At 46.0% G+C, this 15140-nt stretch carries 13 protein-coding genes; 7 read left to right on the top strand and 6 right to left on the bottom strand.

From position 1 onward, the window contains the following. Positions 1-234: 234 nt before the first annotated feature. Positions 235-1101 (top strand): DUF4382 domain-containing protein, encoded by an 867-nt coding sequence (locus DYB02_RS03140; protein WP_077345756.1) that lies wholly within the window; start codon positions 235-237, stop codon positions 1099-1101. A gap of 43 nt (positions 1102-1144) precedes the next feature. Here DYB02_RS03140 and DYB02_RS03135 read toward each other — a convergent pair whose 3' ends face one another. Next, on the bottom strand, positions 1145-1864 hold the full coding sequence (locus DYB02_RS03135) for an SIMPL domain-containing protein (RefSeq protein WP_005453781.1): 720 nt from the start codon (positions 1862-1864) through the stop codon (positions 1145-1147). A gap of 163 nt (positions 1865-2027) precedes the next feature. On the opposite strand from DYB02_RS03135, the gene DYB02_RS25620 reads away from it, so the two are divergent. The 6 genes from DYB02_RS25620 (at position 2028) to DYB02_RS03100 (ending at position 9372) form a co-directional block, all read left to right on the top strand. Further along, on the top strand, positions 2028-2294 hold the full coding sequence (locus tag DYB02_RS25620; RefSeq protein WP_029805550.1) for a hypothetical protein: 267 nt from the start codon (positions 2028-2030) through the stop codon (positions 2292-2294). Positions 2295-2431: 137 nt separating this feature from the next. Then, positions 2432-4180: a bifunctional lysophospholipid acyltransferase family protein/GNAT family N-acetyltransferase gene (locus DYB02_RS03125; protein WP_029862256.1), complete on the top strand. Its 1749-nt coding sequence runs from the start codon at positions 2432-2434 to the stop codon at positions 4178-4180. Positions 4181-4790: 610 nt separating this feature from the next. Then, positions 4791-6743 carry a PTS mannitol transporter subunit IICBA gene (locus DYB02_RS03115; RefSeq protein ID WP_029805547.1) on the top strand — a complete coding sequence of 651 codons (1953 nt, stop codon included), beginning with the start codon at positions 4791-4793 and terminating at the stop codon, positions 6741-6743. Between the two features lie 112 nt (positions 6744-6855). Beyond that, on the top strand, positions 6856-8004 hold the full coding sequence (locus DYB02_RS03110; protein ID WP_029805545.1) for a mannitol-1-phosphate 5-dehydrogenase: 1149 nt from the start codon (positions 6856-6858) through the stop codon (positions 8002-8004). 57 nt (positions 8005-8061) lie between these two features. Further along, positions 8062-8592, top strand: a complete 531-nt coding sequence (locus DYB02_RS03105) for an MltR family transcriptional regulator (protein ID WP_017449033.1) — start codon at positions 8062-8064, stop codon at positions 8590-8592. Between the two features lie 120 nt (positions 8593-8712). Then, positions 8713-9372, top strand: a complete 660-nt coding sequence (locus DYB02_RS03100) for an HAD family hydrolase (protein WP_021450154.1) — start codon at positions 8713-8715, stop codon at positions 9370-9372. Here DYB02_RS03100 and DYB02_RS03095 read toward each other — a convergent pair. From DYB02_RS03095 to DYB02_RS03075, 5 genes are all read right to left on the bottom strand, one after another. Continuing rightward, the gene (locus tag DYB02_RS03095) at positions 9332-10705 is read right to left on the bottom strand and encodes a heavy metal sensor histidine kinase (protein WP_029805542.1); all 1374 of its coding nucleotides are present in this window, start codon (positions 10703-10705) and stop codon (positions 9332-9334) included. The genes DYB02_RS03100 and DYB02_RS03095 overlap by 41 nt on opposite strands. Beyond that, the gene (locus tag DYB02_RS03090) at positions 10698-11390 is read right to left on the bottom strand and encodes a heavy metal response regulator transcription factor (protein WP_029805540.1); all 693 of its coding nucleotides are present in this window, start codon (positions 11388-11390) and stop codon (positions 10698-10700) included. Before DYB02_RS03090 ends, DYB02_RS03095 begins: the two co-directional genes overlap by 8 nt. 102 nt (positions 11391-11492) lie before the next feature. Next, entirely contained in the window at positions 11493-11870 is a 378-nt protein-coding gene (locus DYB02_RS03085) for a DUF3316 domain-containing protein (RefSeq protein ID WP_029805538.1), read from the bottom strand. A 204-nt stretch (positions 11871-12074) separates the two neighbouring features. Then, positions 12075-13907, bottom strand: a complete 1833-nt coding sequence (gene glmS, locus DYB02_RS03080; RefSeq protein WP_005453795.1) for a glutamine--fructose-6-phosphate transaminase (isomerizing) — start codon at positions 13905-13907, stop codon at positions 12075-12077. Between the two features lie 114 nt (positions 13908-14021). After that, on the bottom strand, positions 14022-14783 hold the full coding sequence (locus DYB02_RS03075) for a DeoR/GlpR family DNA-binding transcription regulator (RefSeq protein ID WP_005453786.1): 762 nt from the start codon (positions 14781-14783) through the stop codon (positions 14022-14024). Positions 14784-15140 lie beyond the last annotated feature (357 nt).

Below are 15140 nucleotides of genomic sequence, written 5' to 3'. Positions count from 1 at the left end.
AAAGTGGTTACTAAGCAACCACGTTGTTTAGCTAAGTAGAGCCGAAGTTAATGGAGTTACTGCTTCGCAGCTACACTTGAGCAATAGATTTAAAAATAGCTTTTTAGGAATCCATATCACATTATGAATTTCCCTTTTTTACATTGACCCCGTCATTACTAAGCAATGACATTTCGTCTCGACTCTGAGACTAATCTTCGATGTTTATCGGCAGTGTAAACACAAGAGGTCAATATGAAAAAATACACTTATCCTCTACTTGCTATCTCAGGCGGTCTGCTACTGACTGGCTGCGGTGGCGACGACTCTTCATCAAATACAGAATCCGCTACGTTTTCTCTTGGTGTCTCAGATGCACCTGTGGATGACGCCAACAAAGTGGTCTTAGCATTTAAAGACGTGGTTTTAATTCCCTTTGACCCAGAAACGGGCGAGCAAACTGGCAATCACATTCTGCTAGACGCAAGCGAGAACGGCGCTCTACATCAAGTTGATTTGATGGAATACCAAGGAAAAAATGCCAAAACCATCATTAGCGAACAACAAATTGCTCCGGGTGATTACGCCATGTGCGTTTACGCGAAAGATGGCCGACAGTTGAATGATACGTCTCTATCGTATGTCGAAAAAACTGATGGCTCAGTAAAAGGTCTTGTTGTTCCAAGTCGTGGTAGCTGCTTTGGCTTTAAGCCCGATACCAGCGATCAGGGTCGCTTGAAGTTTTCCCAAAAAGGTCAGTATGTAAAAGTTCATACTGGGCACAATAGCTACGTTGTAGAGTTTGATTTGCGTAAAGGTCTGGCGGATCCAGTCGGCCAAGATCATATGAACATGAACTCGAATGCCGTAAGTTTGGTGAACGCATCAGATTCAGGCCATATCGCTGGCACAGTAAGTAACGTGCAATACCAAGCTTGCGAAGCAGACAGTGCGGCATGGAACGCGATTCATGATGTGCCTGCCGTTCACTCTGTTTACCTGTATGCGGGTTCTATGGATCGCTCAACCATGGGCGATATGGGCGCGACAGCTCCACTCAACGCGCCAGTTGATGTTGTCGAGACAGAGCTGACAACTCAGGACATTAATCCCATTCTTTAAGTCACCATATTAAAAAAGCCGCTCGTACTGAGCGGCTTTTTACTTAGTCAGAAAGGTAATATTGAACCGTCGATACCACTCGGACTTTTTTAATGTAAGGCGTATTGCTATCGCGGTCATAAATGGAGAACTGACCTTGCGTCGCTCGCTTGATCTTTCCTAATGAGCTTTGTGAGTCTTTCGCAAACTTTTGTGCCACCTCGCGGGCGTTTTTGGTCGCCTCTTCGATCATGTCTGGTTTGATGTCATTAAGTTTCGTGAAACTGTATTCGATTCGGTTTGCATAAGGATCTTGATTAAGAATCACGCCTTGTTTCCCAAGTTCACCAATCTCATTAATCGCCGCACGAACCACATTGATATTTTGGCTGTAAACCGTGACCGTTCGGGATGCTAAATAACGATACTCAATGTCTTGCTCACCACCATATTGCTGCGCTTTACGGTCTATCACTGAAGGCGAAGACAGCGAAATGTTTTTGTCAGTTAAGCCTTTTGCGGTTAAAAAATCGAGAATCAAACGCGTTTGTTGGTCTATGTCATCAAACATCGCGCCCATATCATTGCTGGCTACCGTAAATTGGATTGGCCAAATGACGGTATCTGCCGGGTATTCTCGCTCAGACAATCCCTTCACCGTTACCACTCGCTCATAGGCTTTGTATTTGACTGCTGTTTGCTGAATAAAAAAGCCCAATACTCCTAAACCTATTATCAGACACAGCCCGAGCCATATTGACGCTTTATTGGAAATCTTCTCCATTCATCCTCCTAATTTCGCCAAAACTAACAATTCGTAGTATCGATAACATAGCTCAACTATGGCCAGAAAATGGCGACCTAAAGCTAAATTTTTGTCATATCGTTCGAAATGGTGAATAAAATTAATTAAAATTGAACAGTGTTTTATTGTGAATTTTAAGATTATGTTGAAAACAAAATGGTTGGTGGTTCTAGGCGGATTATTTGTCTCAACGGCCTGTTTGAGTGCTGACGACTTAGCTATAGATGACAACTCAACACAAGAACCCCAAGCGGATGCGTGTAATGAACAGCAATACGAAGGGAAAAGCTTTGATGGTCAAATTCTGCTAGATAATGAGCCGACCAAACAGGTCTTGAGCTCACTAGAAAGTCTCGGTGAAACGCTCAACTCTCTGAGTATCCTGATGTTTGCTGGCGACAAAACGTAACGCTAAAGCTGTCCTATCCCCTTCGCCTTTGGTCAACAAAGCTTCACCAGTTTGTCACCAAAGGCTCATGGATTTGCCTCTGAACTGTCATCTGTAATTTCTACTATCCGATCAGCCACTTGTACGCTGAGGTAAATATGGATAGTTCGACCCCTTTTCGTCTCCCTCGTAAAACGCCGTTTGGCATTGGTGAAAACGTTGCAGAATGGGCTACGGGTTTAAGTCAGCTCGATAAATTCTACGCCCAACGCCCAGCGAATGCGGATACCAAAACTTTCTTGCGATTCACACTGGATATTTTGGGTATCGACTATCGCATTGCCCATGGTTCGCTCGGCTCAGTGCCAAAGCAAGGCGCAACCGTCATTGTGGCGAATCACCCTCTCGGCTGTGTTGAAGGCGTGATTCTCGCCGAACTACTGTTGATGGTACGAGACGATATCCAAATTTTAGCGAATCAGTACCTAAAAACCGTGCCAGAGCTCGACCAACTTTTTATTGGTGTCGACGTATTCGAGGGCAAAGATGCGGTCAAGTCAAACATGAAGGCACTTAGAGCAGCCAACAAACACCTTGCGAATGGCGGCTTGTTATTGGTTTTCCCTGCGGGTGAAGTGTCACAGTTGGTGGATGCCAAACAACAGCGTTTAGAAGACAAAGAATGGAGCCGCAGTGTCAGCGCGTTAATTCGTAAGAACAAAGCCGCCACTGTTCCCGTCTTCATTCGTGGGCAGAACTCTAAACGCTTCTACATGGCAGGTAAAATCCACCCTCTTTTACGTACCTTGATGTTAGGAAGAGAGCTGCTCAACAAGAGCGCAAAAACTATTGAGTTGTCCTTTGGGCAAGCAATCAAATTTAAAGAACTCAATAACCTCAACGATGATCAGATCGTCAATTATCTGAGGCTCAACACCTACCTGCTTAACCGCGATGTAAGTGCCACTCAGCAAACGGTCTCAGACAATGATCTCTTACCTATTGCGGCAGGGTTACCCATAGGCCAGTTACTTGAAGAGCTGCACAGCTTACCGACAGAAACCCAATTGCTTCAAAATGGCGAGTTCGACGTGTACTGCGCCAACGCACAGCAGATCCCATCTCTCCTGCATGAAATTGGCCGCTTGCGAGAGCACAATTTCCGTCAAGTTGGCGAAGGGACCGGACAAGCGATAGACATCGATCATTTCGATCATGATTACCTGCACCTGTTTGTGTGGGATCGTGAGAACCAATGCATGGTAGGTGCTTACCGTCTTGGATTAGTTGATCAATTATTGGCGAAATATGGCGTAGAAGGATTGTATTCGCGCACCTTGTTCAACTATGACCAACGCTTTCTCGATCAAATGGGCAAGTCGATTGAAATGGGTCGTTCTGTGATTGCCGAGCAATATCAAAAAAGCATGAGTGCCCTACTCTTACTCTGGAAAGGCATAGCGACTTTTGTTCATCAACATCCTGAATACACGCACTTATTTGGCCCAGTGAGCATCAGCAATGATTACAGCCATACCGCGCGTCAGTTGCTGGCACAATCGATGACCTTACACCACTACGACAACGACTGCGCCGAATACGTCACTCCGTCAAACCCACTGCCAGAAACCAACTTAAACTGGAATACCAGCATGCTAACCGCATTGGGAGATTTACAATTACTATCTCGCGTGATCGCTCGAATTGATGAAGGCAAAGGCGTCCCGGTATTACTGCGCCAATATTTGAGTTTGAATGGTAAGTTGGTGTGTTTTAACGTCGATCCTGCGTTTAACAACGCACTGGATGGATTGATTATGGTGGATTTACGCGATGTACCTGAGAAAACGCTTGCACGTTATATGGGCAGTGAAAACGCGCGCGAGTATTTAGCTATGAACAATTAACCGTCGTCTACAAACGTAGGAGGTATCGCGCTGCTCAAAATCGCTCTAAACAAAACGTGTGCAGCGTGATACGTTATTTGCTCATAAAACATTAAAAACAAAGTGTTTAGTTAAACTCATCGCAAAAAGGCCACTCATCTCCAGCTTTAATCCACAAAACGCCAACATCGCGCAAACGTTCACGTTATAAACTTTCACAAAACCTCAAAATGGTTATAGATCACATTTCCAATCAAACCGAACGCCAAACAAAATGTGACCTTGATCGCTTCAGGCATTTAATTTGAATTAAAAAAGAAATTAAAGGTGATCTAAATCACAATGAATTTTGATTTTATATTTGTCAGAAGATCGAATTGATCACTAATATTTTTATTGACAGATTTGAAAGTCATTTTTTGTTATTAAGTTACATATCAATTAATTGATCATCATCACTTAAAAAATGCTTTTCATCCGAAGAAATGCGGGGGTTGATCACGAAAAACCCGTCGTCAGTTCCAATTGGAAAATGTGTGGTAAATTGATTGGGTACTAAGCAATCAAACAAGCGGTTTTGGCGAACCGTTTACGACAACATATTCATCAGAACATCGAACGGGGAATTGTTATGATATCACCAGATGCCAAGATCAAGATACAAAATTTTGGTCGTTTTCTGTCAAACATGGTAATGCCTAACATCGGCGCGTTTATCGCGTGGGGCTTTATCACTGCTCTATTTATCCCAACCGGATGGCTACCAAATGAGACGTTAGCTTCCATGGTTGGGCCTATGATCACTTACTTGCTGCCACTACTTATCGGTTACACCGGTGGTAAGTTAGTGGGCGGCGATCGCGGCGCGGTCGTTGGTGCAATCACAACCATGGGCGTGATCGTCGGTACCGACATCCCAATGTTTATGGGCGCAATGATGGTTGGCCCAATGGGTGGCTGGGCAATCAAAAAATTCGATAACTACATCGACGGTAAAGTAAAAAGCGGCTTCGAGATGTTGGTCAACAACTTCTCTGCGGGCATCATCGGTATGCTGTGCGCCATTCTGGCTTTCTTCCTTATCGGCCCATTTGTCAAAGTGCTTTCAGGCGCATTGGCAGCTGGCGTAAACTTCCTTGTTTCAGCGCACCTTCTGCCACTGACTTCTATTTTTGTTGAGCCAGCGAAGATCCTGTTCCTAAATAACGCGATCAACCACGGCATCTTCTCTCCACTGGGTATTCAGCAAGCGTCAGAGACTGGTCAATCGATCTTCTTCTTGATCGAAGCGAACCCTGGTCCGGGCTTGGGTATCCTGCTGGCTTACATGGTGTTTGGCAAAGGTACGGCTCGCCAAACGGCTGGCGGTGCATCCATCATCCATTTCTTCGGTGGCATTCACGAGATTTACTTCCCGTATATTCTAATGAACCCACGTCTGATCCTTGCGGCTATTGCAGGTGGTATGACTGGCGTGTTCGTTCTAACCATGTTTAACGCGGGCATCGTTTCTCCAGCATCACCAGGTTCAATCTTTGCAATCTTGTTGATGACTCAAAAAGGCTCAATTGTTGGCGTTCTTGCCTCTATCGCGGCAGCAACAGGCGTGTCATTCGCGGTTGCGTCGCTACTGATGAAAACGCAAACCTCGACAGAAGAAGATGGCGATGAAGCGGCACTAGAAAAAGCCACATCGCAAATGAAAGACATGAAATCTGCATCGAAAAACGGCGCAGTGGTAAACAACGAAAGCAAAGGTGACGTAGACCTAGCGACAGTACAAAGCATCATTGTCGCTTGTGATGCGGGCATGGGCTCAAGCGCCATGGGTGCGAGCATGCTACGTAAGAAAGTTCAGGACGCAGGTCTGAACGTCCACGTAACCAACCTTGCTATCAACAGCTTACCAGAGAGTGCAGATATCGTGATTACACACAAAGACTTGACGGATCGTGCACGTAAGCATGCTCCAAACGCACACCACATTTCATTGACTAACTTCCTAGACAGCGAAATGTACAACCAGCTAGTCACCAAGTTACTGGCAGCACAAAAACAGTCGGCTGCGAATGACGATCACATGGTCAAAGTATCGGTGCTTGCTGCCAACGACGACAGCTTTGAGCCACAACAGCCATCGGTTTTCCAAATCCAGCGTGAAAACATTCATCTAGGTTTGAAAGCAGCCAACAAAGAAGAAGCCATCCGCTTTGCAGGCAACAAATTGGTTGAACTTGGCTACGCAGAACCAGAATACGTAGACGCGATGTTTGAACGTGAAGCGTTGGTTCCAACTTACCTTGGCGAGTCTATCGCGGTTCCTCATGGCACCGTAGAAGCGAAAGACCGCGTGAAGAAAACTGGCATTGTAATCTGCCAATACCCATCGGGTATCCAATTTACTGAAGATGACGACGATGTCGCGAAACTGGTTATCGGCATTGCCGCTAAGAACGATGAGCACATCCAGGTGATCACCACCATTACGAACGCGCTCGATGAGCCGGAAGCAATTGAGAAGCTAACCAGCACCAACGATGTAGAAGAAATTCTAAACATCCTTGGCGGTCAACAAGCGGCTTAATTACTCCTTTAATTTGCTCCTGAGGCAAACGAGGTCAGCTGTCACCCCCTATGCGGTTGGCCTCACCCTAGTTTCGTAAGTCAACATTTTCAGATATTGGTAGGTAAGAATTATGAAAAACGCAGTTCATTTTGGTGCAGGTAACATCGGTCGTGGTTTCATCGGAAAACTCTTAGCAGACGCAGAAGTCGAGGTCACTTTCGCTGACGTTGATGTGCCGTTGGTAGACCAGCTCAGCCATAAACAAGAATACAAAGTGAAAGTCGTGGGCACCGAGTGTCAAATCGACACCGTTACCCACGTCACAGCGGTAAACTCAGCCAGTGAAGACGTGATTGATCGCATCGTCAAAACCGATTTAGTCACCACAGCAGTGGGTCCAAACGTATTAGACATCATCGCGAAAACCATCGCGAAAGGGATCGCCAAACGTTTTGAAGCTGGCAATGACGCGCCACTTAACATCATCGCCTGTGAAAATATGGTGCGTGGCACAACGCACTTAAAAGGTGAAGTGTACAAACACTTAGATAAATCATTGCATGCAAAAGCAGACGAGTTGGTTGGCTTTGTTGATTCCGCTGTCGATCGCATCGTTCCACCAGCAGAAGCCGCCAACGATGACCCATTGGAAGTGACTGTTGAAAGCTTCAGCGAATGGATTGTCGATGAGCAACAGTTCAAGGGCGACATCCCAAACATTGCTGGCATGGAAAAGACTAACAACCTAATGGCCTTTGTCGAACGTAAGCTGTTCACCCTAAACACAGGTCACTGCATTACCGCTTATTTAGGCTGTTTGAAAGGCCATCGCACCATTCGTGAAGCGATTGAAGACCCAAATATTCATGCCGAAGTAAAACAAGCAATGCAGGAAAGTGGCGAAGTGTTGATTCGTCGTTACGGCTTCGACCGCGACATGCACAATGCCTACATCGAAAAGATTTTAGGTCGCTTCGCCAACCCATATTTAGTGGATGAAGTGGATCGCGTTGGACGACAACCAATTCGTAAATTGGGTGCAAATGATAGATTAGTGAAGCCATTACTCGGTACAATTGAGTATGGCACTGAAAATCAAACACTTTTGAAAGGGATCGCGGCGGCGTTGAAATACACCAACGACACCGATCCGCAAGCGGTTGAGCTACAGACCTCATTAAAAGAGGTTGGCGTGACAAAAACGCTAGCAAAATACACCGGTCTGGCTGAAGACAATGTTGAAGTGGCTCAAATCGAGTCGCTTTACAACCAGCTTTGATTGACTCAGGGGGAGCTCTGCTCCCCTTAATATAATAATGAAACAACTGATCAGTATATGGCAGATAACATCAACGAAACCGAGATCATTGAACGACTCAACAGCGCACCATCGGTACGTGGCTTCTTTATTGCGACCGTCGACGTATTTAACGAATCCATCGACGGACTCATCCAAAGAATCTTTCGTAAAGATAACTTTGCTGTGCAATCGGTCGTCGGCCCATTACTGCAAGATTCAGGACCGCTTGGCGACTTATCGGTTCGTTTGAAGTTATTGTTTGGTCTAGGTGTATTGCCCGACGACATCTACCACGATATCGAAGACATCATTAAACTGAAAAACCAACTGAACAGCGATGCATCGGACTACGAGTTCACTGACCCGAATATCCTAGAACCGATCAAAAAACTGCATCTGGTGAAGAAAATGGGCATGGTGCAATTGGAAGTCAGCGAACCCGATGACGACATCGATCTTGAGTTTTACCAACTCCAGCTTCAGCGCCAACAACAAATCATTAAGTCCGGCCTGTCACTCGCGATTGTCGAAATTTGCAATGAACTGGGCAAGGACAGCCCGTTCTAATATCTGTCCCTTGTTATACCTAAGCTCCCTAACACTCATGCTGATCTAGGTAGCTTTGTTATAACCGCTTGCTACCACCAATAGCAAAAGACTGGCCCTTCTCTGCCACAGGAGCGTGTGATGCTCAAAGCAATTCTCTTTGATATGGACGGCTTAATTTTCGATACCGAATCCATCTACAGACAAAGCTGGCAATTCGCAGGAGCCGAGCAAGGCTTACAAATCACCGACGATACCTACCAACAGTTCATTGGCGTTCAAGACCCAGAGTGCGAAAGAATTCTCGCAGAACACTTTCAAAACGCTATCGATATGACGCGCTACAGAGCGGTACGGGATGCGCATTTTCATCAACTAAGAGAACAAGGCATCGGACTAAAAACGGGATTTGATGGACTATTTTCTGCGATCAAACTGCGGGGCCTAACCACAGCACTGGTCACCTCTTCTCATCGACCTGACGTGCTATATAACTTTACCCCTTTCAATTATCTCGACCAGTTTGATTTGATTATCACTGCAGAAGATGTGCAACATGGCAAACCCCATCCAGAATGCTACCAAATGGCGTATCGAAAACTCGGGCTAAAATCACAGCAATGCTTAGTGTTGGAAGATTCCAATAATGGCATTAAAGCCGCACTTGCTGCTGGCTGCCATGCAGTGATGATTCCAGACTTATTGCCACCGCAGACAGAGTTAATGTCTGATATCACTGTACTCGACAACCTAGCTCAGGTTATTCCTCTTTTGGACTCGTACGAGCCGAAGGCAACCTGATGTGGAATTCGGTGCGCTGGTTTTCTGATTGAACTTGGATATCACCTTCATACGCCTGCACGATAGATTGGGTAATCGACAAACCTAGCCCTGCACCTACGCTACCTACATGTTGGCGAGATTTATCTGCGCGATAAAAACGGTCGAAAAGGTACGGTAAGTTTTGCTCGGCAATGGTGTCACCTTGGTTGCGGACCGATATCGTCACCTGTTCATCAACCGCTTGAACGTCAATCACAATGGTTGAATCAGCATACGCATGACGAATCGCGTTGGAGAGCAAGTTGCCCACCGCACGCTCAAACATGTTTTTGTCCATATAGAGCTGACCGTCGCCTGAGCTCACGATTCGCACCTCAGCATCTTCGGCCAATATTTCAAAATACGCGACCAAACGGTCAATTTCCTCCTGCACCGCAAACACTTCGTCATGGCGATGAATGAGCTTGTTTTCAGCCTTGGCAATGTAGAGCAAATCGTTGATGGTTTTCGTGATGCGGTTGAGTTCTTCCAACGTTGAGGCAATCGCATCCTGATACTCTTCAGACGTTCGACACGCACCTAAAATGACCTGATTTTGCGTAGTAATGTTGGTGAGTGGCGTTTTTAACTCATGTGCTATATCAGAAGAAAACTCGCTCAAGCGGCGAAAACCAGTTTGCAACCTATCGAGCATCGCGTTGTGTTTGTTGGCTAACTCGCGCAGTTCTATTGGCAACGAATCGGGGTCGAGACGAATGCCCATTTGCTCTGGTGATATCTGTTGAATGTGCTGATTCAATCCCACAATCGGCTTCAACCCACGTTTTACCATCCAACCGCTCAACGCGGAAGAAATCACAAACGCCAAACCGAGCGCCCAAAACAAAATCCAGTCGAGCTTATCCAAAAACAAAATATGGTGATTGATACTCATGCCGAGCACCACCTGATACTCCCCAGCTTGAAACGCAAACGCGCGAATATTCAGCGAGTCCTCACTCCATTCGATGGCGCGCTCGTGATTTAAGACCTGAGGTGAGCTAATGCTGTAGGCTCGGTTCTGAGGAATCGTCAGGCTCGAATTCTGATACACGTTCTGCTTGCCTTCAAACACCCACATATAGAGCGTACTGTTATTCGCTTGCTTGAACACATCCTCTGGCGAGCGTTTTAACTCGTTCTCAATGGCATTGAACTTACTGGAAATATAGCTGAAATCTTGCGAATAAAAGTGGCGCTCAATGGCGTACTGTAGGATGAAAGCCAAAGAAAAATAGGTCACAAACGTCATGCTAACAAACATCAGCACGAGCTTGTTTTTCATGGAAAAAGGCAGCGAAAACTTAGGCATCACGACTCTCTTCGAGTTTGTAGCCCATCCCTCTGACAGTGTGAATCAGTGGTTTATCGAACGGTTTGTCCACTTTGCTACGCAGACGTTTGACCGCCACATCAATCACATTGGTATCGCTGTCAAAATTCATATCCCACACTAACGACGCAATGGTGGTACGTGAAAGCACTTGGCCAGTTTTGCGCATCAACAACTCAAGCAGGGCATATTCTTTGGCGGTAAGCGACATCGACTGCCCCGCGCGCGTGGCAACGCGTTTGATCATATCAAGTTCTAAATCTGCCACACGTAATGTTTGCGGCGATGCGACCACTTGCGCGGTAATATGATGACGAAATACGTTTTGAACACGCGCCAGTAGCTCCGCAAACGCGTAAGGTTTTACCACATAGTCATTGGCACCCAGCTCAAAACCGCGCACGCGATCTTCCACTTGCTCCTTCGCTGTCAGCATGATCACTGGGGTGTGAATCCCACTACTGCGCAATGTATTAAGCACCTGCCAACCATCGAGTTTAGGCAACATAATGTCGAGGAGGATTAAGTCATATTCTTCACTGGTAGCGTGATACAGCCCATCGACCCCATCATGCACTAAATCCACCACATACCCAGATTCAATCAAACCTTTTTGCAGATATTCTCCGGCTTTGTGCTCATCTTCGACGATCAATATTTTCAACTTTACTTACCTAGTGTGTTAGCGGGAGGGTGAGAACCTAGTATAAAGATCGAAAAAGAGCATGATGTGAACCACACCATACTCTTCCCCATTGGCAAACCATTATCGATTGTTATCGCGTTCGGCATAATGCACTTTGACATTCACTTTGCCCAAATATTCCAACTGACCATCTTCATTCATGCGTTCTTGCACGGTCACGAAGCCACCATCTTTTAAATGCGTACTACGAGACTTCACATTAAACGTCAGGATATTGAGCTCTTTATTCAGTTCACGAGCCGACATGGTTTTAAGTGAATTGAGTTCAGACAGTGCCTGTTGATAAGCCTCATCTGACGTTGCCGTCGGGGTAACTGAGATGGTTTTCATATCTTCGCGGCTCACGTAGTTGCCACCAGTGAAAAGTGGTTGAGCGAATGCAGATGCGCTAGTCATTGCCATTACCGTTACAAAAAGAGCAGTTTTGATTGCGTTCATGTTGTTAACCTTTGAGTGCTTGTTTTCAATGAGGTCATTATTGAACACCGCCTCTGACACCACCCTTTCAACAACATGACATTTTTGTCATGAAAGCAACTTACTGGCGAAGGCGCTTGAGCGCTCCATCACGCTTAGCACAAGACAAAAAAAGCGGCACATGCTCTCGCATGTGCCGCTTAGGATTTTTTCTGTTAAGCGTAATTACTCAACCGTCACCGCTTTCGCTAAGTTACGTGGTTGGTCTACGTCCGTACCTTTGATCAGTGCTACGTAGTAAGACAGCAACTGCATTGGGATGGTGTAGTAGATCGCCGCCGTGATTTCACTAACGTGAGGCATCGTGATGATCTTCATTGTTTCATCGCCTTCGAAGCCTGCGTCTGCATCTGCGAATACGTATAGAAGGCCGCCACGTGCACGCACTTCTTCAACGTTTGATTTTAGCTTCTCAAGTAGGTCGTTGCTTGGTGCAACCACCACAACAGGCATGTCAGCATCAATCAGCGCAAGAGGACCGTGTTTCAGTTCACCCGCCGCGTACGCTTCTGCGTGGATGTAAGAGATCTCTTTCAGTTTTAGAGACGCTTCCATCGCGATTGGATAGAACTCGCCACGGCCTAGGAACAAAGTGTGGTGCTTGTCTGCAAAATCCGTTGCTAGTGCTTCAATTTCTTTCTCGAAAGAAAGTGCCGCGTTGATTTGCTTAGGAAGTGCGTGTAGCGCTTCGACAATCTCTTTTTCTTTCTCTTTGCTGATGCGACCTTGCTCTTTACCCAGGGCTGTTACCAACATAAGTAGTGCAGAAAGCTGAGTCGTGAACGCTTTGGTTGAAGCCACGCCGATTTCGACGCCAGCGCGAGTCATGAATGCAAAATCTGACTCACGAACCAAAGAAGAACCCGCTACGTTACAGATGGTCATCGCCGCCATGTAACCTTTTTCTTTCGCAAGACGAAGTGCTGCTAACGTATCTGCTGTTTCACCAGACTGAGACAACGTAATAAGAAGGCTGTTTGGACGAGTCACAAACTTACGGTAACGGAACTCAGACGCGATTTCGACGTCACAGCTCACGCCAGCAATGTCTTCAAACCAGTAACGCGCTGTCATACCTGCGTTGTAAGACGTACCACACGCGACGATTTGTACGTGTTCTACTTTGCTTAGAATGTCTGCCGCATGCACACCGATCGCATCAGTTACAACAGAGTCTGCCGTGATGCGGCCTTCCATTGTGTTGATCAACGCTTTAGGTTGCTCGTAGATTTCTTTTTGCATGAAGTGACGGTATTGCCCTTTATCACCTGCATCATGCTCTGCATTTGATTCGGTAATTTCACGCTCAACACGTTCGCCAGTCACATCGAAAACCGTTACGTCACGGCGAGTAATTTCTGCTACGTCACCTTCTTCTAGGTACATGAAGCGACGTGTTACGTTAAGAAGTGCAAGTTGGTCAGAAGCAAGGAAGTTCTCACCGACACCAAAACCGATCACGATTGGGCTGCCAGAACGTGCTACGACGATGCGAGATGGGTCTTTACGATCCATCGCCACTGTGCCGTACGCGCCTTCAAGTTGTTTCGCGGTTTTTTGTACCGCTTCTAGTAGAGATTCAGCTGTACGCAGTTCCCACTCAACCATGTGTGCGATAACTTCTGTATCCGTTTGCGATTCGAATACGTAACCACGAGATTGAAGCAGTTCACGCAGCTCTTCGTGGTTTTCAATAATACCGTTGTGAACCACCGTGATGTCGCCAGACATGTGCGGGTGAGCGTTGATTTCAGAAGGTTCACCGTGTGTCGCCCAGCGAGTGTGAGCAATACCAGTACCGCCAACCACTTTCGCTTCATCAACCGCGTCCGCCAACTCTTGTACTTTACCTAGGCGACGAATGCGCGTTAGGTTTGCTTCAGCGTCAACAATTGCCACGCCCGCAGAGTCGTAACCGCGGTATTCCAAGCGGCGTAAGCCTTCAACTAAAATTTCTGCAACATCTCGTTGTGCTACTGCACCTACGATTCCACACATGTGTTTATCTCCGTTTGTAGTTTTGTTCTTCCCTAGCCATGTTTCAGATAGAGGCAGCAAGCAAAGGCCTGTATTCAGAGGGAAGCGAAATATGAAACTGGTTACATTATTAGATTAGGCGCAAATGACTTTCACGCCATGTTGTTCAATCTGTACTTTGTGCTCTGGTTGGATATCCGCATCGGTGACCAGCACATCAATTTGATGCCAAGCGAGCTCTAAGTTAGGGATCTTACGACCGATTTTTTCGGACTCGATCATAACGATGACTTCACGAGAGACTTCTGCCATCACCTTACTTAAGCCAACCAACTCATTAAATGTTGTGGTTCCGCGCTCCAAATCGATGCCATCCGCACCAATAAACAGCTGGTCAAAGTCGTAAGCTCGTAATACAGATTCGGCTACTTTGCCTTGAAAGGATTCAGAGTGCGTATCCCAAGTTCCGCCTGTCATTAGCAGAGTAGGTTCACTCTCTAGTTCGTTAAGGGCATTGGCGACGTGCAACGAGTTGGTCATGACCACCAAGCCACGTTTGTCGTTCAGTTGCTGAATCAGCGCAGCGGTCGTGCTACCGCTGTCTATCACGATTCGATTATGGTCGCGAATCAATGATGCCGCAGCTTTCGCCAAACTTAACTTTCGAGTCGAAACATTAGAGCTTAGTTCTTCATGAATAACTTCCGTAGGGATGGCAATCGCACCACCGTATCGGCGTAAAAGTTGTCCATTTTTTTCTAGAGAAGCTAAGTCCTTTCTAATCGTGACTTCTGAGGTTTCGAACTTTTGAGCCAGTTCATCAACACTGACTTCTCCGAGCTCATTTACCATGTTGGAAATCGCGTGTCTTCTCAGTTGAGTGTTTCGTTTCGACATTTACGTTTTGAATTTAAGTTTCGATGTGAAACTTATTATAGTCAAACCGAAACTTTCAAGTCCATTTATTTTGATCCAAAAAATTAATATTTCTCGATAAAACCTTGTCCTAAGACAATTCTTAAACAGTGATATTGGATTCATTCGGTGGTAGAATTCGCCACCGAAAAGAAAAAAAATTACAGAACTGACGGCTATTTTTTTGCAACTTTCTGCATATAAAGTGGGATTAGTCACAAAAAGGTAACCAAAATCGCCGATCTTTTAGTCATAAAATGACTAAACTTGGTGAAAGACTTTCAGAATCTGAAGTTCAATAATACGGCGGAAAATCGGTGGGTGGCAGGCACTAAATGT

This window comes from Vibrio parahaemolyticus, from assembly GCF_900460535.1.
GTDB lineage: Bacteria > Pseudomonadota > Gammaproteobacteria > Enterobacterales > Vibrionaceae > Vibrio > Vibrio parahaemolyticus.
Note: the sequence above shows the minus strand (reverse complement) of the source record. Positions and strands in the feature narration are given on the sequence as shown.